The 23,432-nt window shown below is 68.9% G+C and carries 23 protein-coding genes; 11 read left to right on the forward strand and 12 right to left on the reverse strand.

What is annotated here, in order from left to right:
- Positions 1–31: 31 nt before the first annotated feature.
- Complete coding sequence (locus ACIA1L_RS26270; RefSeq protein ID WP_396075678.1) at positions 32–2,851, reverse strand: AAA family ATPase; 2,820 nt, start codon at positions 2,849–2,851, stop codon at positions 32–34.
- A gap of 101 nt (positions 2,852–2,952) precedes the next feature.
- Between ACIA1L_RS26270 and ACIA1L_RS26275 the strand changes: the two genes are divergently transcribed.
- The 3 genes from ACIA1L_RS26275 to ACIA1L_RS26285 are packed head-to-tail and all read left to right on the forward strand — an operon-like array spanning position 2,953 to position 5,132.
- The gene (locus ACIA1L_RS26275) at positions 2,953–3,282 is read left to right on the forward strand and encodes a hypothetical protein (protein WP_396075584.1); all 330 of its coding nucleotides are present in this window, start codon (positions 2,953–2,955) and stop codon (positions 3,280–3,282) included.
- A gap of 55 nt (positions 3,283–3,337) precedes the next feature.
- Positions 3,338–4,759, forward strand: a complete 1,422-nt coding sequence (locus tag ACIA1L_RS26280) for a lactonase family protein (RefSeq protein WP_396075587.1) — start codon at positions 3,338–3,340, stop codon at positions 4,757–4,759.
- Between the two features lie 4 nt (positions 4,760–4,763).
- The gene (locus tag ACIA1L_RS26285) at positions 4,764–5,132 is read left to right on the forward strand and encodes a hypothetical protein (RefSeq protein WP_396075588.1); all 369 of its coding nucleotides are present in this window, start codon (positions 4,764–4,766) and stop codon (positions 5,130–5,132) included.
- Here ACIA1L_RS26285 and ACIA1L_RS26290 read toward each other — a convergent pair.
- From ACIA1L_RS26290 to ACIA1L_RS26300, 3 genes are read right to left on the reverse strand one after another with little or no spacing between them, the layout of a single operon-like run.
- Positions 5,056–7,185, reverse strand: coding sequence for a (Fe-S)-binding protein (locus tag ACIA1L_RS26290; protein ID WP_396075679.1), 2,130 nt, complete (start codon positions 7,183–7,185; stop codon positions 5,056–5,058). The genes ACIA1L_RS26285 and ACIA1L_RS26290 overlap by 77 nt on opposite strands.
- A gap of 34 nt (positions 7,186–7,219) precedes the next feature.
- A complete protein-coding gene (locus ACIA1L_RS26295; protein ID WP_396075589.1) occupies positions 7,220–8,194 on the reverse strand; it encodes an electron transfer flavoprotein subunit alpha/FixB family protein in 975 nt (324 codons plus the stop codon).
- 25 nt (positions 8,195–8,219) lie between these two features.
- Positions 8,220–8,990, reverse strand: a complete 771-nt coding sequence (locus ACIA1L_RS26300; protein WP_396075590.1) for an electron transfer flavoprotein subunit beta/FixA family protein — start codon at positions 8,988–8,990, stop codon at positions 8,220–8,222.
- 226 nt (positions 8,991–9,216) lie between these two features.
- Here ACIA1L_RS26300 and ACIA1L_RS26305 point away from each other — a divergent pair, with 226 nt between their 5' ends.
- Together ACIA1L_RS26305 and pntB are read left to right on the forward strand one after the other, a co-directional pair.
- Positions 9,217–10,740, forward strand: a complete 1,524-nt coding sequence (locus ACIA1L_RS26305; protein ID WP_396075591.1) for a Re/Si-specific NAD(P)(+) transhydrogenase subunit alpha — start codon at positions 9,217–9,219, stop codon at positions 10,738–10,740.
- A gap of 4 nt (positions 10,741–10,744) precedes the next feature.
- On the forward strand, positions 10,745–12,187 hold the full coding sequence (gene pntB / locus ACIA1L_RS26310; RefSeq protein ID WP_396075592.1) for a Re/Si-specific NAD(P)(+) transhydrogenase subunit beta: 1,443 nt from the start codon (positions 10,745–10,747) through the stop codon (positions 12,185–12,187).
- Between the two features lie 3 nt (positions 12,188–12,190).
- On the opposite strand, the gene ACIA1L_RS26315 is transcribed toward pntB, so the two are convergent.
- Genes ACIA1L_RS26315 through ACIA1L_RS26330 form a run of 4 tightly spaced genes read right to left on the reverse strand, consistent with a single transcriptional unit; the run spans position 12,191 to position 14,741 of the window.
- A complete protein-coding gene (locus tag ACIA1L_RS26315) occupies positions 12,191–12,802 on the reverse strand; it encodes a hypothetical protein (protein WP_396075593.1) in 612 nt (203 codons plus the stop codon).
- A gap of 28 nt (positions 12,803–12,830) precedes the next feature.
- On the reverse strand, positions 12,831–13,667 hold the full coding sequence (locus ACIA1L_RS26320; RefSeq protein WP_396075595.1) for a hypothetical protein: 837 nt from the start codon (positions 13,665–13,667) through the stop codon (positions 12,831–12,833).
- 31 nt (positions 13,668–13,698) lie between these two features.
- Positions 13,699–14,055 carry a hypothetical protein gene (locus ACIA1L_RS26325; RefSeq protein WP_396075596.1) on the reverse strand — a complete coding sequence of 119 codons (357 nt, stop codon included), beginning with the start codon at positions 14,053–14,055 and terminating at the stop codon, positions 13,699–13,701.
- On the reverse strand, positions 14,052–14,741 hold the full coding sequence (locus ACIA1L_RS26330; protein ID WP_396075597.1) for a hypothetical protein: 690 nt from the start codon (positions 14,739–14,741) through the stop codon (positions 14,052–14,054). Before ACIA1L_RS26330 ends, ACIA1L_RS26325 begins: the two co-directional genes overlap by 4 nt.
- A 147-nt stretch (positions 14,742–14,888) precedes the next feature.
- Here ACIA1L_RS26330 and ACIA1L_RS26335 point away from each other — a divergent pair, with 147 nt between their 5' ends.
- Entirely contained in the window at positions 14,889–15,119 is a 231-nt protein-coding gene (locus tag ACIA1L_RS26335) for a hypothetical protein (protein ID WP_396075598.1), read from the forward strand.
- Here ACIA1L_RS26335 and ACIA1L_RS26340 read toward each other — a convergent pair.
- Complete coding sequence (locus ACIA1L_RS26340; RefSeq protein WP_396075599.1) at positions 15,111–15,446, reverse strand: TfoX/Sxy family protein; 336 nt, start codon at positions 15,444–15,446, stop codon at positions 15,111–15,113. The genes ACIA1L_RS26335 and ACIA1L_RS26340 overlap by 9 nt on opposite strands.
- Before the next feature lie 112 nt (positions 15,447–15,558).
- On the opposite strand from ACIA1L_RS26340, the gene ACIA1L_RS26345 reads away from it, so the two are divergent.
- Genes ACIA1L_RS26345 through ACIA1L_RS26355 form a run of 3 tightly spaced genes read left to right on the forward strand, consistent with a single transcriptional unit; the run spans position 15,559 to position 18,264 of the window.
- The gene (locus ACIA1L_RS26345) at positions 15,559–16,236 is read left to right on the forward strand and encodes a response regulator transcription factor (RefSeq protein ID WP_396075600.1); all 678 of its coding nucleotides are present in this window, start codon (positions 15,559–15,561) and stop codon (positions 16,234–16,236) included.
- Complete coding sequence (locus tag ACIA1L_RS26350; protein WP_396075602.1) at positions 16,229–17,662, forward strand: ATP-binding protein; 1,434 nt, start codon at positions 16,229–16,231, stop codon at positions 17,660–17,662. The genes ACIA1L_RS26345 and ACIA1L_RS26350 overlap by 8 nt, the downstream gene beginning before the upstream one ends.
- A gap of 53 nt (positions 17,663–17,715) precedes the next feature.
- Positions 17,716–18,264 carry a PepSY domain-containing protein gene (locus ACIA1L_RS26355; protein ID WP_396075603.1) on the forward strand — a complete coding sequence of 183 codons (549 nt, stop codon included), beginning with the start codon at positions 17,716–17,718 and terminating at the stop codon, positions 18,262–18,264.
- 66 nt (positions 18,265–18,330) lie between these two features.
- Here the strand turns inward: ACIA1L_RS26355 and ACIA1L_RS26360 are convergent, their stop codons facing one another.
- The 3 genes from ACIA1L_RS26360 to ACIA1L_RS26370 all read right to left on the reverse strand — a co-directional run bounded on the left by ACIA1L_RS26360 (position 18,331) and on the right by ACIA1L_RS26370 (position 20,931).
- Positions 18,331–19,368 (reverse strand): hypothetical protein, encoded by a 1,038-nt coding sequence (locus tag ACIA1L_RS26360; RefSeq protein ID WP_396075604.1) that lies wholly within the window; start codon positions 19,366–19,368, stop codon positions 18,331–18,333.
- A gap of 286 nt (positions 19,369–19,654) precedes the next feature.
- Entirely contained in the window at positions 19,655–20,443 is a 789-nt protein-coding gene (locus ACIA1L_RS26365) for a tyrosinase family protein (protein ID WP_396075605.1), read from the reverse strand.
- 44 nt (positions 20,444–20,487) lie between these two features.
- Positions 20,488–20,931, reverse strand: coding sequence for a tyrosinase family oxidase copper chaperone (locus tag ACIA1L_RS26370; RefSeq protein ID WP_396075607.1), 444 nt, complete (start codon positions 20,929–20,931; stop codon positions 20,488–20,490).
- 264 nt (positions 20,932–21,195) lie between these two features.
- Between ACIA1L_RS26370 and ACIA1L_RS26375 the strand changes: the two genes are divergently transcribed.
- Both ACIA1L_RS26375 and ACIA1L_RS26380 read left to right on the forward strand, forming a co-directional pair.
- Positions 21,196–21,603: a tyrosinase family oxidase copper chaperone gene (locus tag ACIA1L_RS26375; RefSeq protein WP_396075608.1), complete on the forward strand. Its 408-nt coding sequence runs from the start codon at positions 21,196–21,198 to the stop codon at positions 21,601–21,603.
- Positions 21,604–21,753: 150 nt separating this feature from the next.
- A complete protein-coding gene (locus tag ACIA1L_RS26380; RefSeq protein ID WP_396075609.1) occupies positions 21,754–23,409 on the forward strand; it encodes a diguanylate cyclase domain-containing protein in 1,656 nt (551 codons plus the stop codon).
- Positions 23,410–23,432: the final 23 nt, after the last annotated feature.

Raw genomic sequence — 23,432 nt, forward strand, 5'->3', positions numbered from 1 at the left:
GTCGGGAGTCACCAGGCTGGTGGAGCAGACGCTATGCATCGACGGATGTCACCGAATCAGGGAAAACCCTCGTCGTCGGGAGCCGCTGGGAGAGCTGGGTGCGCGAGCGGACGCCGAGTTTGCGATACACCCTGGTCAGGGTCGCTTCCACGGTCTTGACGCTGAGGAACAGCCGGCCGGCGATCTCCCGGTTGCTGGCGCCGTCGCGGACCAGTCCCGCGATGCGGGCCTCGGTGGAGGTCAGGCCCAGGTCGGTGGGGGGCGCGGCGGTTCCTTCCGTACGCGCGAGCGCCCGTTGCGCCTGTTCGGTCCACGGTTTCGCCTCGGCGGCGAGGAACAGGGCGAGCGCCGCACCCAGGGCCGCCCGGGCAGCGGCGTAGCGCCGGCGGCGGCGCTCCGCCCCACCTTGCACGAGGAGGGCGTGCGCCTGTTCCAACGGCTGGTGCAAATCCGCGAAGTGCCGTGCAGCTGCACTCGACAGCAGCACGGCCGAGTCGGTCTGTCCCTGTTCCGACAACACCAGCGCGCTGGCCCGGTCGAGGTAGCCGTGCAGGCTCGGGGTGGCGCCCAGCCGGACCGCGGCGGCCCGAGCGCGAGCCAGGGTGGCAGCGGCTTCGGAATGTTCACCGAGCGCGGCCAGGCCGGCGGCGAGGTCGCCCTGCCAGCGGACGATCATCGGGTCGGCGCCACTGCCGGCCAGCTCGCTGAGCCGGCGCAGGGTGGCGACGCCGTCGCGGGTGTCGCCGGCACGCAGTTGGGCCTGGCCGAGGGCGTGCAGGCTGCGGCGAAGATACAGGCTGTCGCCTTCCTGTTCCGAGGCGCGGACGCCGCGGCGGGCGTATCCGGCGGCGGCCGTGAGACTGCCGCCGGCGAGTTCGGCGATGGCCGCCGTGTACCAGGTGGGGCCGGGGCTGAGGCAGGCCTGCTGGGCGGCGGTGACGGCGCGGTGGGCGTAACGCAGCGCGTCCCGGCAGCGACCGGCCCGGGCTGCCACTTCGGACAGGCTGCGCAGGATCTCCACGAGGGCTTCGCCGGTGCGGTCGTGTTCGGCGACGGCGAGCAGGGTGAGCAGTTCGGCACGGGCCTCGTCGAGCCGGTCGTCCATCATGGCGAACCGGGCCGCCAGGTAACGCGGGCTCATGTGCAACATTCCCGGCACCTGCGGCGCGGGCAGCTTCAGAGCCCGACGCAGCGTGCTGGTCCACAGGTAGTGCCCGCGGATGCGCTGCACCTGAGCGAGGGCGCTGAGTGCCATCGCCTCGGTGGTGGGGTCGTCGGCGGCGTGCGCTGCCCGGGCTGACTCGGCGGCGCAGTTTGCGGCCGTTTCCACGTCGCCGCCGAGCATGGCGGCCCAGGCGAGCCGCAGCTTGACGGGGGCGAGCAGCGCCTCGTCGGTCCCTGCCTCATTCAATGCGCCGGCAAACGTCTCGCCCATGTCCCCGAGCGCCTGCCCGGCCAGGTCCAGCAGCACGACGCGCGCCTGGACGCGGTGTGCGGCGGGGGCGTCGGCGGCGGCCAACACCGTCTCGGCGGCGCGCCCTGCGACCGCGGATGCGCCGCTCGCCGCAGCGGTTCGTGCGGCGGCGACGAGCCAGTCGAAACGCTGGTCGGCCAGGCTGCGCGGGCAGCGGTCGGCGGCGAGGAGGTACAGCTCGGCTGCGGTCCGTCCGGCGTTGCGACGCAGGGCCCGCCCGGCGGCGTCGAGCAGGTCGTGGGCCACGTCGGCGTCGGGTCGGCCGCTGCGCAGGGCCCGATGCCGGGCGGCCATCGTCTCGTCCAACGCCGTGTTGGCGAGCGCATCGTGCACTCCGGCGCGGCGGGCGGCCCCGGCGTCCTCGGCGAGCACGTCGGCGAGTGCGGGCGGCGTGAACCGGATCGTTTCGCCGTCGGTGCGTACCGCTCCGGCCGTCTCGGCGGCTCGCAGGTCCCGATCGGCGTCCTCGTGGCCCGCGCGGACCAGCACGGACAGGGTGGGTTCGATAGCCAGCGCGGCCACCAGCAGGGTGCCGGTGACCTGCGGCGGGAGTGCGGCCAGGCGGCGACGCAGCAGCTCTCGGGCCGCTTCCGGCAGCGGCGCTGGCCGCCAGGGCGGGCCGGGCGCCACAGCGCCCAGGGCCACCGCCAGGAACGGATTGCCGCCGCTGGCCTCGTGCAGCCGAGCCGCCGTCCGGCAGGGTAGGCCACGTGCTTCGAGCAGCGCGGTGAGGTCATCCGCGCTGAGCGGCGGCACCAACAGGTCCGCCACCGGGGCCGGGCACAGTCGTGCGGCGCGGTGGCGGCCCGCCTCGTGTCGGCCGGCGTCGTCCGGGAAGCGCTGCGCGGCGACAACCCGGACCCGTGGCCCGGGGCGGCGGCGCATGGCGAAGCCCACCAGGTCAGCGGACTCGGTGTCGAGCCACTGCACGTCGTCGAGGATGAGCAGCACCGGTCGGCTTCGGGCGCAGTGCGCGAGCAGGTTCGGCAGGACCAGCCGCCGGGCCAGCGCCGGGGCGCCGGACCGGGGAGCAGCACCCTGCCGCAGCATGGCAAGGGCCGCGCGGTGGGCGGGGGGCAGGGCGGCGACGGCGGCTCCGGGCAGCTGCGCCACCAGGTCGGCGATTCCCGCGTACGGAAGAAGTCGCTCGGCTGACGCGGGCCGTAACCGGACGACCAGCTCGTCCCGCGCGACCGCCGTGGCCGCGACCGCGTCGAGCAGCGCAGTCTTGCCGATGCCCTCCGGTCCGTGCAGGGCCACGCCGCCGCCGGAGGCCAGGCGTGCTTCGATGGCGGCCAGCAGGGGTGCCCGGCCGAACAGGGTGGTCGGGTGAGGTGCGCCGGTGTCCAGGGCCGTCTCCCGCCGCGAGAGCGAAATCGAGGACCTTCAGCCTAAATAAATTCACCAGAAGGCATCAATGCCTGTGAATGTTACGATCATGAAAACCAGCCCGCGGAAGCTCCGGGCATACTTGCCGAGTGCCCCGGATCTACCACGCGGATCACACCGCGCACATCAGGCGGCGCCTGCGCACCGAGACGATCCGCTTCTCGGCGGGGCTGCTCGCGGCCGTCCTGCTTGCCGTGGGCAACGGGATCCTCGCCGCCCGGCTCGACGGCCGGCACGCCACCCTGACCGCCGCCGTGTGGTGGGCCGACGGGCTGTTGATCATCATTTCTCTGCTCGGGCTCGCCCTGGCCGGCGCCCAATACGTGGTCTACCGCCGGCGTCGGCCCGACCTCGACGCTGCGGGCGCGGAAGCGATGGGTGAGCGCGCCGCCCGACTGCACTACGGCTCCAGCGACTGAAAAGTCCTTCAGTCCGGGCGCTCGATGCCGACGTACCGGGCGGAGGAATGTGGTCATGGCTGGACGGCACCGACACGCCCGCGCATCGCGCGGCCGTTTCGCATGGCTGGGTGCCGCCGTCCTGATCGTGCTCTACCTGGGCGGTTTCACCCAGATGCCGGTCAGCTCCGCCGCGTTCACCGCCACGACCGACAACTCGGCCTCCGCGTTCACGGCCCGCGCCACCTTCGGCCTGACCCAGACCGCCGGCTGCTTCAGCGACAACGGCTCGGGTGGTTGCCCCACCACCGCTTCGGGCATCGCGAACGGCGCCGCCGTCGTGGTCAGCCCGGACGGCAAGAACGTCTACACCGCTTCGGTCAGTGGCAACGCCGTGGCCGCGTTCTCCCGCAACGCCACCACCGGCGGCCTCACCCCACTCGCCAACCCCAACGCTTGTCTGAGCAACGCCAGCTCTCCGCCGCCCAACTGCAGCTCAGCGACCGGCCTCCTGAGCCAGGTCTGGGACCTCGCGATCAGCCCGGACGGCAAGCACGTGTACGCGGCCGCGTACGGCTCGTCGACCCTCGTCGTCTTCGCGCGCAACGCCACCACCGGTATGCTGAGCTATCAGAGCTGCCTCTACGGCAACTCCGCCGTCGGCTCGTGCACGTCGGCGCGGGGCATCGCCGGCGCCAACGGTGTCGTCGTCAGCCCGGACGGCAGCTACGTGTATGTAACTGGCTTCAACTCCAAGGCGCTCGCGGTCTTCGCGCGTAACACCACCTCGGGCGCGCTCACCCAGACAGCCGGCGCCAACGGCTGTTTCACCCTCACCGCCACTGGTACGGCCGCCACGTGCACCGTCGTCTACGGCATCGACCAGCCCTACTACCTGCGAACATCGCCGGACAACCGCAGCATCTACGTGGCGGGCTACGGCAGCAACGCCATCGCGGTCCTCCAGCGCAACATGACCACGGGTGTACTGACCCAGCCCTCGGCCCCCAACGGCTGCGTCTACACCGGCACAGGCAACGCGAACTGCACCGGTGCGCCCGGCCTGACGGGAGCGTGGCACATCGGCATCTCACCGGATGGAGCCACCGTCTACGGCGTGGGTAACACGAGCAGCTCAGTGGGCTCGTTCTCCCGGAACGCCAGCACCGGCGTCCTGACCGCGATCGCCAACCCCACCGTGCGCGCGATGACGAGCCCAACCGGCATGGCCGTCAGCCCCGATGGGCTCTTCGCCTTCGTCTCGGCCTCGGGAAGCGGCGGCGTAGCGGTCTTCCGGCGTGACGACAGCACTGGCGTCCTCACCCAGGTGACCCCCAACGCGAGTGGCTGTATCGGCGCGTCCGCCAACGGCTGCACTACGGGCTCCGGCTTGAGCGCTGCCGGGGGAATCGCCATCAGCCCGGACGGCCGGGACGTCTACGTGGTCGGCGGGGCCAGCGCCCGAGGATATGTCGCGGTTCTCAATCTGACCCACTAACCCGGTGGCGCCGATCCTCCACGTCCCAGCGGCGCAGCTCGGCGTCGATCTCACGTTGGTCCGCGGCCCGATCTCGCTCATCCGCCGTCTCTTCCCGCAAGTCGGCCAGGCGTTCGCGCTCGTCGGCGGCGGCTTCGCGCAGGTCCGCACGCCGATCTCGTTGATCGGCTCGGTCGTCGCGCAGGTCGGCCTCGTCGTCGCGCCGGGCGGCGCGCTGGTCTTGTTCCCGCAGGGCATCGGCGCGCTCGTCGAGGTGGCGCTCCCGCTCGCCGGCGGAGTCGGATCGTCCATCGAGGCTACCCCTGGCCGGTGCTGTCGGTCGCCGTGCCGTCGCCGCGTACGGAACGGAGCAGCAGTTCGGACACATCCGTGACCCGGACGTCGTCGGCGGCACGGCCCTGCTGTTTGCGGGTGGCGACGCCGTCCGTGAGCATGCTGATGCAGAACGGGCAGGCCGCCGCGACCACACTGGCACCGGTCTCCAACGCCTGGTCCGTGCGGGTCTCGTTGATCCGGGTGCCGAGCGGCTCTTCCATCCACATCCGGGCCCCGCCGGCCCCGCAGCAGAACGACGTCTCGCGGCTGCGCGGCATCTCGGCGACCTGCAGCCCCGGCACGCTGCCCAGCAGCTCACGAGGCGGTTCGAAGACCCGGTTGTGTCGACCCAGGTAGCACGGGTCGTGGTAGGTGACCGCGGCCTCGACCGGGTGTGCCGGGCGCAACCGTCCGTCCGCCACCAGCCGGGAGAGCAACTGGCTGTGGTGTACGACCTCGTAGTCCCCGCCGAGCTGCCGATACTCGTTGCCGATCGTGTTGAAACAGTGCGCGCAACTCACCACGATCTTGCGCGCGCCGACCCCGTTGAGCGTTTCCACGTTCTGCCGGCCGAGCTCCTGGAACAGCATCTCCTGGCCGAGGCGGCGGGCGGCGTCGCCGGTGCACGTCTCGCCGCTGCCGAGCACCATGAACTCGACGCCGGCCTCGTGCAGCAGTTCGGCGATCGCGCGGGTGGTGCGCTTGGCGTTCTCGTCGAGGGCACCTGCGCAGCCCACCCAGAAGAGGTACTCGACGTCGCCGGGCAGGCGTTCCTCGCCGCCGGTGCCGAAGACGCGGACCTCGAAGGGCAGCCCGGCTGTCCACTCCAGCCTGGCTTTGGCGCCGCGGCCCCACGGGTCGCCGGCCCGTTCCAGGTTGCGCAGCATGACGTTGGCTTCCTTGGGGAACTGCGACTCGATGAGCACCTGGTAGCGCCGCATGTCCACGATGTGGTCGACGTGTTCGATGTCGACCGGACACTGCTCGACGCAGGCGCCGCAGGTCACACAGGACCACAGCACGTCGGGGTCGATGACGCCGCCGCTGTCGGCCGGTCCGATGAGGGGTCGTTCCGCCTCGGCGAGGACGTCCCGGGGCAGCGCGGCCCGTTCCTCATCCGAACTGGCGAGCAGGTAGGGCGCCTTGGCGAGGGCGTGGTCGCGCAGGCCCATGATGAGCAGTTTGGGGTTGAGCGGCTTGTCGGTGTGCCACGCCGGGCACTGCGACTGACACCGGCCGCACTCGGTGCACGAGCCGAAATCGAGCATGCCCTTCCAGGTGAAGTCCTCGATCACCCCGCGGCCGATCTTGTCGTCCTCGTCCGGGTCCTCGAAGTTCACGGGTACGCCGCCCGAGGTCACGGGCAGCAGCGGGCCGAGTCCACGGGGGCGCCGGGAGAACAGGATGTTCAACGGCGCGAGGCCGATGTGCAGGTGCTTGGAGTGCACGACGAGGACGAGGAAGGCGAGGACGACGCCGAGCGACAGCAGCAGGCTCACTGTTTCGAGGACCTCGTTGGCGGCGTGTCCGGCCGGCGCTAGCGCCTTGGCGGCCAGCTCGGAGGCGAAGGCGCCGCGCGCGTACGGAAAATTGCCGGTGTTGATCTGGGCGCCGCGGCAGAGCAGCAGCGTCCACATTACGTTGAAGATCATGAAGAGGACCAGCCAGGCGGCGCCCGTGTGCGAGCCGAAGAACCGGGACCGGCGTCCCTCCCGCTGGGGCTGGTGCCGCAGTCGGATCGCGGCGAAGGCGACGAGCCCGAGCAGCACCGCCACGATGAAGAAGTCTTCGAGGAAGCCCAGCCAGGCCTGCTTGCCGATGAGCGGGATGTGGAAGTCCGGGTCGAAGAGTGCCCCGTAGCCCTCCACGATGGTCGCCCCCAGGACCAGGAATCCCCAGAAAACCGCGAAATGCGCAATTCCGGGCACGCTCCACGTCAGCAGTTTGCGCTGCCCCAACACCTCGGTGACGATCGCCCACGTGCGGGTGCCGAGCTCGGTGGTGCGCCCGGGCTCGACCGGCTGCCCGGTGCGGGCCGTCCGGACCAGGGTGCGGATCCGCCGCCCGGCCAGCGCGAAGGCGGCCGCGGTCAGGGCGAGTCCGAGCACCATGCGTATCGTCACGTCGTCTCCTCGCTGGGGCTGGTCAACGGGTGGCCTTGCGCCTGCTGATCTCGGCCAGCAGTTCGGGCACCACCCGGTGGACGTCTCCGACCACGCCGAGGTCGGCCAGGTCGAAGATGGGGGCCGCCGGGTTCCGGTCGATCGCGACGATCGTCTCCGCGTGCTGCATGGCGGCCCGATGGCGCACCGAACCCGAGATGCCCAGGGCCAGGTACAGCCGGGGGTGCACGATCGTCCCCAGCTGATCGATCTGTTCGCGCCGCGGACACCAGCCGAGCTCGGTCGCCGCGTGTGAGCCCCCTGCCGTGCCGTGCAGCGCCTCCGCGAGCGCGCCGACCAGGGCGAACGACTCCTGCGAGCCCAGCCCGCGGCCGCCTGCCACGACGATGGCCGCGGTGGCAAGGTCGCCGGACACCTCGGTGCCCCCGGGCCGCCGGGCGATCCGCCGGACAGCGCGAACCCCCGCCGGGAAGCCGATGTCGACCCGGCGCACCGACGGCTGCACCGGCGCCGGGAGTGGCTCCACGGCGTCGGTGCGGATGGTCAGCACCGGCACTCCGGCGGTCACCCGGGACTCGACGCGATAGGCGCCCAGCAGCGCCGACTGCACGGCGACCGGCCCGTCCACGTCTCGGCGCAGGTCGACGGCGTCACTGATCAGGCCGGAGCCCAGCCGCGCCGCGAGCCGCGCGGCGATCTCCTGGCCCAGCCGGTCGGAGGCGATGAGCACCGCCGCGGGTGCGTCCCGGCGGACGAGATGGGTGAGCAGTTCGACCCGGGCCGCGGCGGGGTGCTCGGCCAGCTCGGGGCGGGCGATGGTGGCGATCGTGGTGGCGCCGTACCGGCCGAGAGCGACGATGGCGGACGGGTCGGGCGGACCGCACAGCACTGCCGTCGGCGGACCGATCCGCCGGGCGAGGGTCAGCAGTGCGTCCGTGGAGCGGGGCACGCTGCGATCGGCGGTGGCCTGGTCCACGAGCACCAGCACAGGTTTCATGACCCTCTTCCCGGTGGGCGAACGGCTACAGGAACTGGTGCACGGTGAGGAAGTCGGCGACCCGGATCGCCGCGATCGTGGGCTCGTCAGCGAGCACGACGGGGGAGCGGGCGGCCGGCGTTGCCGCGACGGTGTGGACGACCGTGGCGCCCGGTCCGGCGCCGGGGATGCCGAGGTCGGTCAAAGACCAGGTGTGCACCAGCTTGTGGTGCGCGTCGAGGGTTGCCGTCAGCGTGGGCAGCAACGGCTCACCGCAGCGCTCGGTGACCGAGACGACGGCGGGGAGCGCCGCGGCGTACGTCTGCAGCCCGGCGCCGTCGTTCCGCCCGATCTCCACCCGGTGCTCCCGGACCCGGAGGAGGTCGGCGAAACAGAGCACCGGAACGTCCAGCAGCTCGGCGACCATCGCGGGCACCGCCGACGTCCCGGCATCGGAGGAGGCGGAACCGCACAGAACCAGGTCGAAGCCGATCCGGTCCACCACGGTGGCGAGCACCCGCGCGGTGGCGAGCGCGTCACTGCCGTGCAGCCGGTCGTCGAGGACGTGCACCGCGTCGTCAGCGCCGAGGATCAGCGCCCGGCGCAACGCCGCGGCGGCTGCGGCCGGACCCATCGTCACGGCGGTAATCTGGACATCACGGCGCCGGCGCGCGACCCGCAGCGCCTGGTCCACGGCGTATGTGTCGGCCTCGTTGAGCTGGCCGGGGCGCCCGCCGCGCGCCAGGGTGTGGTCGGCACCGAACGTCATGCCACGCAACACGCAGGGTACGTGTTTGACCAGGACGACGATCTTCATCAGGGACAGCCTCCGCCCGCTCAAGAGCACGACGCTGCCGCGAGTGTACGACAGAATATCGATCATCATGGATGATGTTGCCCACGAGCCCGTCTGACCGATCGGAGGATGCGGCAGTGCCCCGGACAGTCCAAGGTCGCTACTGACGGGTAACGGATCGTCAGCAGCATTGAACCGACCGCAGGGATCCTGCGTTTCCATGGTCAAGTTCAACAGGGGGTCGAGGATGATCATCGGTGTACCGCGGGACCCGCACCCGGGCGAGCGGCGCGTCGCGGCGACACCCGCCACCGTGACGCAGCTGGTCAAGCTCGGTTACGACGTGGTGGTGGAGGCTGGCGCCGGAGTCGGCTCCTCGTTCTCCGACGAGGCGTACGCCGCCGCCGGGGCGACCGTCGGCGACCCGCTCGCGGCGGACGTGCTCTTCGCGATCAACCCGCCGACCACCGAGCAGCTCGACAAGCTCGGCACGGGCGCCACCCTGATCGGCATGCTGAGCCCGCGGCTCGACCAGGACCTGGTCGACGAGCTCGCCCGGCGCCCGATCACCGCGCTGTCGATGGACGCGGTGCCGCGGATCTCCCGCGCCCAGTCCCTCGACGTGCTGTCCTCCATGGCCAACATCGCCGGCTACCGCGCGGTCGTCGAAGCGGCACACGTCTTCGGCCGGTTCTTCACCGGCCAGGTGACCGCTGCGGGCAAGGTACCCCCGGCGAAGGTCCTGGTCGCGGGCGCAGGCGTCGCCGGGCTCGCCGCCATCGGCGCCGCGAACAGTCTGGGCGCGATCGTCCGGGCCACCGACCCCCGCCCCGAGGTGGCCGACCAGGTCCGCTCGCTCGGCGGCGAGTACCTGTCGGTCGAGGCCGCCGACGTCGAGGTGTCCGCGACCGGCTACGCCAAGGAGATGTCCGACGACTACAACGAGCGCGCCGCCCGGCTGTACGCCGCGCAGGCCGGCGAGGTCGACATCATCATCACGACCGCGCTGATCCCCGGCCGTCCCGCCCCGGTGCTGATCACCGCGACGATGGTGGCGAGCATGAAGCCGGGCAGCGTGATCGTCGACATGGCCGCGGCCAACGGCGGCAACGTCGAGGGCACCGTCAAGGGCGACGTGGTCGTCACCGACAACGGCGTCACCATCATCGGCTACACCGACCTGGCCGGCCGGCTCCCCGCCCAGGCGTCCCAGCTCTACGGCACCAACCTGGTCAACCTCATGAAGCTGCTGACACCGGAGAAGGACGGCCAGCTCACCCTCGACTTCGACGACGTCGTCCAGCGCTCGATGACCGTCGTCCGCGACGGCGAACTGACCTGGCCGCCGCCGCCCGTCGCTGTCTCCGCGGCGCCCGCCGCTGTCGCCCCGGCCGCAGTCGCCGTCGCCGCGCCCGAGCCGGCCGCCAAGCCGGGCCGCCAGCTCGCCATCGTCGGCGCCGCGGCGGCCGCGCTCTTCCTCCTCACCGCGCTGGCGCCGGGCTCCCTCCGCGGCCACCTCACCGTCTTCGCCCTGGCGATCGTCATCGGCTACTACGTGATCGGGCACGTGCACCACGCCCTGCACACGCCGCTGATGTCGGTGACCAACGCGATCTCCGGGATCATCGTCGTCGGCGCCCTGCTGCAACTCGGGCACGGCGACTCCGTGGTGACCGGGCTGTCGTTCGTCGCGATCCTGCTGGCCAGTATCAACGTCGTCGGTGGCTTCGCGGTGACCCGCCGCATGCTCGCCATGTTCTCGAGGAGCTGACCCGATGAGAGTGGAAACCGCGGCCCAGGCGTCGTACATCGTCGCCGCCCTGCTCTTCATCCTCGCGCTGGCCGGTCTGTCCAAGCACGAGACCGCCAAGGTGGGCAACACCTTCGGCATCGCCGGGATGACGGTCGCCCTCGCCGCGACCGTCGCGCTCGCCATCGAACTCAAGATAAGTACGACCGGACTGATCCTGCTCGCCGCCGCCATGCTGATCGGCGCCGCGATCGGGCTGCACCGCGCGGGCAAAGTCGAGATGACCGGCATGCCGGAACTGATCGCCCTGCTGCACAGCTTCGTCGGCCTCGCCGCAGTCCTGGTGGGCTGGAACGGCTACCTACACGTCGAAGCCCACCTCGACGGCACCGAAGCCGCCATCCTCAGCGGTCAGGACATGCTCGGCATCCACAGCGCCGAGGTCGTCATCGGCATCTTCATCGGTGCCGTCACCTTCACCGGCTCGATCGTGGCATTCCTCAAGCTGTCCGCCCGGATCAAGTCCAGCCCGCTGGTCCTACCCGGCAAGAACCTCCTCAACGTCACCGCACTCGTGGCATTCGTGGCGCTCACCGGCTGGTTCGTGGTGGCTCCCCAACTCTGGCTGCTGATCGTGGTCACCCTGGTCGCGCTGCTGCTGGGCTGGCACCTGGTCGCCTCCATCGGCGGCGGTGACATGCCGGTCGTCGTGTCCATGCTCAACAGCTACTCCGGCTGGGCCGCCGCAGCCGCCGGCTTCCTCCTCGAAAACGACCTGCTGATCGTCACCGGCGCACTCGTCGGCTCGTCCGGCGCCTACCTCTCGTACATCATGTGCCGGGCGATGAACCGGTCCTTCCTGTCCGTGATCGTGGGCGGCTTCGGCATCGAAGCCGGCCCCGCCGGCGACCAGGACCTCGGCGACCACCGCGAGACCACCGCCGAGACCGTCGCCGAGCTGCTCACCGCCGCCGACTCGGTCATCATCACCCCCGGCTACGGCATGGCGGTCGCCCAGGCCCAGCACGGCGTCGCCGAACTCACCAAAGTGCTGCGCGAACGCGGGGTGAAGGTCCGCTTCGGCATCCACCCGGTCGCCGGCCGCCTGCCCGGCCACATGAACGTCCTGCTCGCCGAAGCCCGCGTCCCCTACGACATCGTCTGCGAGATGGACGAAATCAACGACGACTTCCCGGGCACGTCCGTCGTCCTCGTCATCGGCGCCAACGACACGGTCAACCCGGCGGCCACCGAAGACCCCACCAGCCCGATCGCCGGCATGCCGGTGCTCACCGTCTGGGAAGCGGACGACGTCATCGTCTTCAAACGCTCCATGGCTTCCGGGTACGCCGGGGTGCAGAACCCGCTGTTCTTCCGCGACAACTGCTCCATGCTGTTCGGCGACGCGAAAGAGCGCGTGGACGCGATCCTCACCGCGGTGACGGCCCTGGCCCCGGTCCGGCATTGAACGTCACGTCAAGTCGTCCAGGATGTCCTGGCCGAGGCTGATCAGGACCGGCTTGTTCTTCCTGACCGCGGTGGCGTACGACGCCGGTGTCAGCTCTCCCACCCCATACGAGAGCATGACTCGGGCATTGCTGGCACGAAACGACAGCACAATGTTCTGTCGATCACCGTAGACAGCAAGGTAGGCCTCGTCCCCGATCCCGCCGACCTGCTCGGGTGCAAGCATTCGTCCCTCTGCGACGGATTTTTGCCACTCCGCTTCGAATTCTGTCGCTGTTTTCTGCTCGGCGGTCGGCGTACCTTGCCCACGGTCGATGCTGATCAAGGTCGTGACAGACCCGACGCCCGTTCCCCACGTGCAGGTGACGAGCTGGGAGATGAGGCTGTCGATGTTGGTGTCGCCCGGCTTGCCGACAGCGGGCAATGCCAATCGTTTGGCGGCGTCGCCGTCGAGGGTGGGGCACGGATCCGTGACCTTGGTGTACTTGCCTACGAAAGCACCGTTGGCCGAAGCGAGGGAGGACACGTCCGGGCGAGGCGGGACCGAGACGGGATCGGCTTCGAGCCCGCACCCGGCCAAACCCAGGGTGATCGCCAGCGCCGGTGCGATCGCCAAGCGACGCATGCTCATTTCTTCTCCCAGATCAGTCGGAGACGGGCGACGGCCACATACCGTCCGGGGTGAGGCCGGTGAGGTCGGCTTTCTCGGCCTCCAGCTGGAGGATCTGGTTCAGTACCTCGGAGATCCGGGCGCCGAGCTGCGCGATGTAACCGAGGACCTGTTCGGTGATCGTGCCGATGACCTCGGAAAAGTGCTCGAGCAGGGAGACCACCTGCGTGACGGCACCCGAGGAAGCCGCAACGATGTCAACGCAGGCCGTCATGAGGCTGCCGTAGACCGCCGCAAGCCGTTCCCCGAGGCTCGCCATATACGCCATGTTCCCGGCGCCTGCCTCGCCGAGATATTCCACGAGCTTCTTGACCTTCGCAGTAGCGTTGGACACCGCGTCCTGCTGATCCTGCACTCGCTTCTCATAGGTGTTCTTAGCGGGGCCGCGCCAGAAATCGATCTCGTCGGAGCCAGTCATTTCGCCGAACATGCCGGACATCGGCCGGGTCACCTTATTGTTGATCTCAAAGCCGCGGGTGAACAGTGATGCGACCGGTACTGCACCGGCCAGCGAGTCAGCGGCCTTGGTCAGAATCTCGGAAATCTTGGCACTCACCTGCTCGGTGAGGCTCTTGATTTTCGCAAGTTTCTCATCCAAGTCACCGGTGACCAACTCGACGACCTTGCCGAAAAAGCTATCGTTCAACTCGTCGACGGTCCGCTGCATGAAAGCGTTGACACCGTTGATGAGCTTCTCGAGTTCGTCGCGGATCTTTCTGACGAGCTCCTCGACCGCTTTGACAGCTCGCTGGAACGTTTCAATCGCGAGCGGGATGTACTCGCTGCTCGGTGTCGGTGTCGGGGCTGTCAACGGTGCTCCCCTTCCGCCGCGGCTGGTCGCCTCACGACGTAGCGATGTTGTCGAAGGACTTGGCGCTGCGACCGTCTGTCTGGTCGTATTCATCGGCGCACTTCTTCAAGGCGTCGCCGAAGCGTTCCATCTTGCCGGAAGCGTCATGGAACAGGCTGAACAGCCATTCTTGCGTCTTGGAATAGGCGCCAGCCTGGTCCATGCTGGTCATCAACGCGGCATGATCGATGACCGCAAATGCCGTTGGCTGGAGGGTCATGAGTCCCATCGCGGAGCGGATACCAGCCATCTGGTCTGCGAACCCATACCACTTTCTAGCCTCGGCCCGGATGCCCTCGGTGGCGACCTCGATCGCCTCCTGACTAAAATACGGATACTCGTCGGTCATAGATCTGCAACTCCTCTGGAGAGCCAGTACCGTGGATCTGCCTCGCGCGAAGCCTGCGTCAACGCGGCGCGCGCATCCTCGACCAGCAGATCAGCGCCGGACGCGGAAAGTGCGCCTTCGTTCACGTCAGCCCGCTGCACCGCGAATCCTGTCATCGTTATGTGGAAGAGGCCCCGTGGACCGGTGATCAACCGCTGCTGTGGGTTGTCGCGTAACCGGCCGATCCGGTCAGCGGCGTCGACGATCGAGATGGCGCGGTCGATCTTTTTGGACGCTGCCGCGGTCTCAGCCGCTAGGTTCGCGACTGGTTCTTCCTGACTTGGGAAGAATTCGCTGACATCAACCTCGCGCGCCTTCACCGTGCGTCCGTAATGGCTTAAGGTTGCCATTGCGATGAGACTCATCTCCTGGGCGAATGCGAGTGCGTCCAGGACGGCAGAGGCTATACCAGCTGGACCGACCGAGTACCACCAGTCGGATTGAATGGACAGGTCGACGAAATCGCCGCGAACGTCGACATAGCAGGTGACGGTGCCGGTTGCGTCGCTGCCGGGAATGCGGTCGAGACCGTCGACGGGTAGGTCCGGTGATGTTGCCGTGATCGCATGGCGAAGTTGCTCGGCGAAGATACGCGCGCCGGAAATCCGTGGGTCATCAGCGCCAATGGTCCGCTGGCTCTTCAACATGTGACTTTCCGGCCCCCGCCGATCGAAGACACCTGGTCAGCGTTCTGAACAGGTCGCGGGCTACCTTAGCTCACCGCGCGCCGGCCGTGTTGCCGTCCACGGTCCGCCGGAGGTTAGGTTGAACTCATGCAGCCAGCAACCAGGCCCATGAACCATGAGGTGGACGCGGCGGTCATCCTCAGCGGACAGTACGACCTCAGGGGCTATCCGTTCCCCTATCTGGCCGTCCTGTCGAATGCCACCAGCGGAACGAGCATCGTCTCGAGCTTGTTAACAGCGGTTGGACTCTTGAAGGAGCAGGGCTGGGAGCTAGTGAGTGTCGCCAATACGGGAACCGCCGGGCTGCACCTCACGGCATTCCTCAAGCGTCTAACGTAATTTCGGCGGGAGTGAGCGGGCGAAGCGCACTCCTCGCTCCACCCAGGAGCCCAGCTTGCCGGCCGTGAGCCCGGCCGGGTCGATGTGCAGCCAGCCGTCGAGCTCCCGGCCGCGCATCTCGAAGCGGGCGGCTTCGGGCTGCTCGACGAGGCGCGGAGTGTCCGCAGGGTCGACGCGCAGCAGTAATCCGCCCTGGCCGCTGGCGCTCACTGCCAGGTGCCCGTCGATGAGGAACGCGAGCCCGCCGAACATCCGCTTTTCCGTCAGCCCGGGCTCGCCGTGCACGAGGTCGCGGATCTGGTCGGCGAGCGCCTCGTCGTATGCCATGGCGACCAGTCTTCCACCGTTCGGCTCTTTCACCGTTCGGCGGTAGCCGTTTCAGCGGGCGTTCAGGTGGGGTACGCGACGATAGCTTGGCCGACTGCCCCCGGAGGAACCCATGCGCGTACTCGTCGTTGACGACGAACGGCGACTCGTTCGGTCGTTGCGGGTGGGGCTGGAGGCAGAAGGTTTCGCCGTGGACGTGGCGCACGACGGGACTGACGGGTTGTGGCTGGCGCGGGAGAACGCGTATGACGCGATCCTGCTGGACCTGATGTTGCCGGGGATCAACGGCTATCAAGTGTGCGCCGCTCTGCGGGCGGAGCAGGACTGGACACCGATCCTGATGCTCACCGCCAAGGACGGGGAGTGGGACCAGGTCGAGGGGTTGGATACCGGCGCCGACGACTATTTGACCAAGCCGTATTCGTTTCCCGTGTTGGTGGCGCGGCTGCGGGCGGTGGCGCGGCGCGGTGCTCGGGAGCGGCCGACAGTGCTGGAGGCGGGTGACATTCGGCTGGATCCGGCGGCGCGCCGGGTGTGGCGGGGTGAGACGGAGGTGGAGCTGACGGCACGGGAGTTTTCGCTGTTGGCCTTTCTCGCCCGGCATCGCGGGGATGTGGTGTCGAAGCGGCAGATTCTGGACGCCGTGTGGGACACCGATTTCGCGGGAGATCCCAACATCGTCGAGGTGTACGTGCGGCATCTGCGCAACAAACTCGATCGACCGTTCGGCCGCGCGGCGATCCAGACGTTGCGCGGCGCCGGCTACCGGCTGGGCAGCGACGGTGGCTGAGCGACGCCGTCCCTGGTGGCAGCGGGAACGCCGTCCAGCGGGCCGGCGCACTGATCCTGCGGCGTTTCAGCACGTGGCGACGGCGGATGCCCGGGATTCGAGGTCCAGCGCGGTCCGGTGGCGGTGGAGCCGAGCTTCGGTCCGGTTCCGGGCAACGTTGTACGCCGTTCTCGTGGTGGCGGTGGCACTCATCGGTGGGGCCGTGGTCTTCGTGATCTTGGTCGGGGCATCGCTGCGGAACGGGGTGGAAGCCGCCGCCGAGCAGCGCGCGGCCGCGTTGGCCCAGCAGATCGAGACGGCTGGTCTGCCGGCGCCGGTCTCCGCGGAGGGGGCCGAGCCGGACGATCTGGTGTGGCAGGTGGCCGACGCCTACGGCACCGTGGTGCGGTCGTCGCAGGGGCTGGCCGAGCCGTTGCCTGCCGCAGATCTCGACGAGGTGCGCATTGCCGGCGGGGACAACCCGTACGTCGTGGTGACCGAGGAGGCGGGAGACTTCCGCGTTTCGGTCGCGGCCTCGCTGGAGGAGGTCGGCGAATCGACCGAAGCGCTGATCGTGCCGCTGCTGACGGGTGTGCCCATGCTGCTGGTCCTGGTCGGTTTCACCACTTGGACGGTGTTGGTCGGTGCGCTAGCGCCGGTCGAGCGGATTCGGCGTGAGGTGGAGGGGATCACCGGCGACCGGTTGGACCGGCGGGTGCCGGTGCCGCCTTCGCGCGACGAGATTCACCGACTGGCGCACACCATGAATCAGATGCTGGCCCGGCTGGAGGACGCGCGGACTCGGCAGCAGCAGTTTGTCGCGGACGCCTCGCACGAGCTGCGGTCGCCGCTGACCAGCATGCGGCAGGCGGCTGAGGTGGCGCACGCGCATCCGGGGGCGCTGGGGGAGGGCGAGCTTGCCGACGCGGTGGTGGAGGAGTCGGCGCGGATGCAGCGGTTGGTCGGCCAGTTGTTGCTGCTGACCCGGGGTGAGGCGCTCAACCGTACGCCGCAGGATGTTGATCTTGATGATCTAGCCTTGGCCGAAGCCGGCCGGCTGACCCGGGCGGGGTTGACCGTCGAGACCGCCGGGATCGGCGCGGGGCGCGTGCGCGGTGACGCCACGGCGCTGGCGCAGGTCGTGCGAAATCTGGTCGATAATGCCGCCCGGCACGCGGAACGGACGGTGGCGCTCGCGGTACGGCAAGGTGGCGGCGTTGTCGAACTGGTTGTCGAGGACGACGGCGGGGGAATCGCCGAGCCGGACCGGGAGCGGATCTTCGAGCGGTTCGTCCGGCTGGATGAGGCGCGGACGCGCGATGCCGGCGGGAGCGGGCTCGGGCTGTCGATTGTGCGCGAGATGGTGGCCGTCCACCAGGGGACCGTCCAGGTGTCGGCATCAGCGCTGGGCGGGGCGCGCTTCACCGTCCGGCTCCCGGCTGAATAGCCCTTCAGGTTCGTTCAGCGAGGCTTCAGGCACACCCGGGCAGGGTTGCACCCATGAAGATTTCGCGGAAGCGCACAGTCCTGATCACTACCGCCACTGTCGTGCTCCTGGGCGCAGGTGGCGCCGTGTGGGCCACCGCGGCCAGCGCCGACGTGCAAGGCGGCGACCGGGAGCGCGCTAGCGCCGCCGCAGTCCAGGCCGTTGGTGGCGGCACGGTGGCCGATGTGGAGAAGAGCGACGACAACGGCGAAGCGTATGAGGTGGAGGTGCGCAAGGCCGACGGTGCCGAGGTGGAAGTCGCCCTCGACAAGAACTTCACGGTGATCAGCCAGCAGGCGGAAACACCGGACGCGGGCGAGCGGGTGCTCAGCGCCGCCGACCGCGCCGCCGCTGAGAAGGCAGCACTGAGCGCGGTCGGCGGTGGGACGGTCACCGACGTGGAAGCTGCCGGGGACAGCGGTGGGACGGTCACTGCCGGGGAGGCTGCCGGGGACGACGGTGCTGCCGCCTACGAGGTGGAGGTGCGGCTCGCGGACGGCGCTGAGTGGTCCGTCGACCTGGGCGCCGACTTCTCGGTGCTGCGTAAGGCTGTTGACGATTGACATCCATGAGAACATCCGGGTCCGGCCCGGGCGCGTCGGCTGCGCGCCCGGGCCGGCCTTACCGGGTCAGTTGATCGTGGTGCCGACCCACAGGCTGCCGTTGCTCGGGTGATACCCGACCACGTCGCTGCGCGCGTCTCCGGCGTAGTTGCCGGCGACGAAGCTCCAGTTGGCGGTAGGAGTCACCTGGGCGTACTGGGAGAAGGAGAATCCGAATCCGGTGTTGGTGCCTTGCCACAGGATGCCGTTGCTGGGGTGATTGACAACGATGTCAGTCAGTCCATCGCCGGCGAAGTTGCCCGCAGTGATGCTCCATCCGGCTGGCGGAGTGACCCCGCCAGTCTGGAAGAAGGCGAATGATGCCCCGGTGTTGGTGCCGCGCCACAGGCTGCCGTTACCGGAGTGGTATCCGACGATGTCGGTCCGGGAGTCACCGCCGAAGTTGCCCGATACGAAGGTCCAGCCTGACGGCGGCGCAACGAGGGCCCGCTGAGTGAAGCCGAAGTTGAAGCCGGTGTTGGTGCCGACCCAGATGCTGCCGTTGCTGGGGTGGTAGCCGACGAGGTCACTGCGGGAGTCGCCGGCGAAGTTGCCCGACACGAAGCTCCAGCCGGCGGCCGGGCTGACGGTCGCGTACTGGGCGAAGGTGAACGAGGTGCCGGTGTTGGTGCCGACCCAGACGCTGCCGTTGCTGGGGTGGTAGCCAACGATGTCGAGCCGGGAGTCGCCGGCGAAGTTGCCGGCGACGAAGCTCCAGCCGGCCGCCGGGCCGACGGTCGCGTACTGGGCGAAGGTGAACGAGGTGCCGGTGTTGGTGCCGACCCAGACGCTGCCGTTGCTCGGGTGGTAGCCGACGACGTCGCTGCGGGAGTCGCCGGCGAAGTTGCCCGACACGAAGCTCCAGCCGGCGGCCGGGCTGACGGTCGCGTACTGGCTGAACGCGAACGAGGCGGCAACGGCCGACGGGTTGACGGAAGTCGGGCTGGCCGACCCGGCCGGGGCGTCGCCCGGCCGGGTGTCGGCCTGGGCGGCCCCGGCCCAGGTGACGGCGCCGAGGACCGTGGCCAGGCCGACGGCCAGACCCCGGACCAGTAGGTTGCGCATGATGAGCTCCTCCTCTGCCGAGGAGCGATTGCTGCACACCGAGTGAAAGCAATTTACCCACGCCAATTTTTGCACATTGCGTGCGAAAACTTTCCCACTGGTGGCACCATTCGCCAGGCTCGGCTTCGTGGTGTGCTACCCGCATTCGCGGGCGCATTCCTGCCGGTTCAGCCTCCGCCTTGAAGGTCATCGGGACAACGCGAGAAAGGGGCATCAGCCGCGCATTCGGACCTACTCGAGATCGGTAGGTTTCACCTATTCGTCGCGGTGTTCATGATCGGTGTCGTCAGGCGTACGAGTAGTTCAGGGTGTTGATGTCCCGAACTGCGGCGGGCGTGACGGTGAACGGGAGCATGGTCTCGCTGTTGTCGATGACGTTCGTGGTGCCGGTGCGCGGCTGGTACGTGTCGAGGCCGCGGTTGGTCTGCCACTGCCACCACAGCCGGTCCACGTTGCAGTGGTGCAGCCAGAACACCGGGTCGTTGGGCGACTCCACGGTGGCCATGTGCCCGCCGACGTAGTTGTGCACCCGGTTATGCACGTCGATCTCATTGCGGTTGCGGTAGCTGTTCACCACGGTGTTGTTCCACGGGGAGCGGTCGTACGTGGTCTGAGCCTGCACCGTCGACACGGTCTGCGCGGTGGGCCGGGTCGCGTTGACACCCACCCGCCGCTGCAGGAACGAGCCGGCGATGCTGCTGCGATACATCGACCAACCCCAGGTGGGACTGAAGTTGCCGCTGTTCACGCTGCCGTTGGTGATCGCCCCGAGCAGGTCGGCGGTAAAGGGCGTGGCCGCCTGAGTCCAGTCCCAGTAGGGGAGGAACACGTTCGGGTTGCCGCTGACCGTCTGCAGGTCGAACTCCATCTGACGCAGGTACTCCCGGTGCCACGGGAGGAACGACGGCGCCTGGTGTGCATAGTTGATGCCGTTGCGCGGTCCGAAAAACTCGATGTGCCGGTCGATGTACCAGTTGTACGTACGGCCGTTGGCGGATCTGGTCTTGAAATCTCGGAGCGCGTTCACGAACGCGGTCTTCTCGGCGGGGGTCATGACGGCGAAGCTCTTGCGCACGACGGCCACTGTCGGACTGCCTTTCTGCGGAGGGGAAGTGCTGGTCAGTGGTGGTGCGCTCGCGCCGCTTCGGCGCTGAGCTCGGAGCCGCCCAGGGTGTCCACGATGCGCGCGGCCAGGCGACGGAGGCCGTCGGCGTGCTGCCCCTCGTCGATCTTGATCGGGTCGTAGTGGTTGATGGAGCTGATGTAGCCGGTGCCCACCTGCGGCGCCGAGCCGTCTTCCGGCACGAACAGGGTGGTGATGGCGGTCAGCGTGACCTTCCGATTGTTGATGTGCAGTTCGTGATTGCCGTTGGCGACGTGCCGACCCCGAATCCGCTTGCCCTTGTAGATCTCGTCAAAGTCGCGCCGGTCTGCGCGGCTGGTCTGCGCGGCCGCTGCGGATTCCGCGGCGGTCAGGCTCGCGATGCCGGCCGCGGCGGTGGACGCAAGTACGGCTCCCGCCGCGGTATACCGCAAAACGTTGCGACGTTTCATCTCTGCCATGGGGTTCCCCGTCTGGAAAAATGCCATCCGATGCGGCATGTCCAGGAGAAGTTAACGGTGCTTAGGGTGGCTCGCCATGGGGCGGACGGCGACCAAGATCAACCCAGTCGGCCATTGTGGATAAGTGATATTTCAAGAGTTTCATATTCGGTTCATAATTACGAAGTCAAGCCATTCGATGGAAAGATATCGACATCAGTGACTTTGTAGCCAACAATGGAGACTGCGCCTGCACAAAGCTGGGCGAGGATCCGAGGAGATGTCATGCGAAACAACGTCACCCTGGCGGCCGCCGTGTTGGTCACCACCGGTCTGCTCGCGATCGCCGGCCCGGCCGCCGCGGCGACGGACCCGGCGCCGGCCAGTCGGGTCGAGACCGCGACCAATACCGAGATCAGCGCCGGAGCCTTCTCCGAGATCTACCGCGGTCGACACATCATGGGCTGGGGCCGTGACGACTCCGCCTGCGCCTACATCGACGGCATCCAACTCGTGCTCTACCCCGTCGGCAACGACTGGTACGTGAGCGCCGTCCAGGCCTACGAGCAGGCACACGGCGTCCGTGAGATCACCAAGGCCTCGGTACGGACACTCGGCGAGTTGGACCTGTTCCCGCCGACCGAAGCGGTCCCGCACTGCCCCCGCTTCCTCGGAGACACCCTGCCCGGCTGACGACCGCCGACCCCAACCCGGCAGGGTGGGGCGGGTGACCGGTGACCGGGCGCTAGTCGCTAGCGCCCGGCACCCGGATCGCCGAATCCGCTCCTCAACTGCACCCGAGCCAGTTTCAACTGTGGTGCGCTCCTCGTCGAAGATAGGAGCATGGTGTGCCAACGGACGGCTGTCGGTCCGGAATCGGAGACGACAGCGCCGCAGCCGCACTCCAACGGCATCCCGCTGCGCCGCCTGCGTACGGTAGCCGGCTTGTGCGTGGCGCTCGTCGCGCTGTACCTGTACGTCGTGCTCGCCCGGCCGCTGAACGACTACGGAATGATCGTCTTTGGTGACCTCTTCCTGGTCATCGTCCCGATGTTCGGCAGCCTGCTGGCCTTCCTCGGCTGGCGCCGCGCCGCCGGCACGCCGCGCTCCGGCAGCCTGCTGCTGGCATTGGCCACCTTCTTCTACGGCGCAGGGCAGGCAGCCTGGTGCTACTACGAGCTGTACGCCGACGAGCCTCCGTTCCCATCTCTCGCCGACGTCGGCTTCGGTGCCTCGGTGCTGTGTCTGGTCATCGGGATGGCCTCGTTCGTGCCGAAGCGAACGCACCGCCTCCTTGCTGGGCTTGATGGTGCCCTGATCGCCAGTTCGCTGCTCTATGTCAGTTGGGCCCTGGTCCTCGGCCCGATCGTGCGCAGCGGGGCCGGCAGTCCGCTCGAGTGGAGCCTGCTCCTGCTCTATCCGGTGGCCGATATCGCGACTGCGAGCATCGCCCTGACCGTGCTGGTACGGGCCGTGACCGCCCACCGTTGGCCGCTGCTCATCGTGGTGCTCGGCGCGTTCGGCCTGGCTACCGCCGACAGCGTCTTCGCCTACCTGGCCAACCAGGACCAGTACGAGGCGGGCCGCTTGGCCGATCTCGGCTGGGTGGCCGGCACCCTGCTGGTCGGATTCGGCATCTGGTGGCGGGGGCCTGCGCGCACCGCCGGACGGTCCCTCGCGCCGGCCGGCGAACCGGAGTTCGGCACCCGGGTTCGGGTTTCCACCGAGTTGCCCGAGCGTTCGTCCCTGGTCGGGCTGATCCTGCCGTACACCCCGCTGGTCATCGGCATGGTCACCACGCTCGTGCTCATCCTGCGGGACTGGACGCTGGACCCGGTGTTGTACCTGATGGCGATGGGCGTCGTGCTGCTCGTCGTGGCCCGCCAGCTCACCGCGATCAGGGACAACCTGCACCTGAACCGGCGCCTCGGCAGCGCGGTCGAACAACTGCAGGAACGCGAACGCCAGCTCGAGTTCCTCGCCTTCCACGACCCGTTGACCGGCCTGGCCAACCGGGCACTGTTCCACGACCGAGCCGCGCACGCGCTCGCCCGCCAAGACCGACTCGGCACGTCGCTGGCTGTCCTCTACATCGACCTGGATGGCTTCAAACCGGTCAACGACCAGCTCGGCCATGCCGCCGGCGACGCGCTCCTGCTGCTGGTCGCCGAGCGGCTACGCGGCTGCATCCGAGCCACCGACACCCTCGCCCGCCTCGGCGGCGACGAGTTCGCCGTCATCAGCGAGCCGATCGACGACGTTCTCGACGTATCGCTGGTGGCAGACCGGATCGTCGAGGCGATCGCAGAGCCTTTCCTGCTGGACCACGGCGCGGCCCAGATCACCGCCAGCGTCGGCATCGCCATCCGGACCCCAGGCGACGGCGACTGGGGCACTCTGCTGCGCCGGGCCGACGCGGCGATGTACGCCGCCAAGGCGGGCGGCAAGAGCCGCAGCGTCGTCGCCGACCTCGTCGAATCCCCGGCACACCCCGCCTGACCGCGACCGCGGCGCTACGACCC

The sequence above is a fragment of the Actinoplanes sp. NPDC051859 genome (assembly GCF_044452725.1).
GTDB lineage: Bacteria > Actinomycetota > Actinomycetes > Mycobacteriales > Micromonosporaceae > Actinoplanes.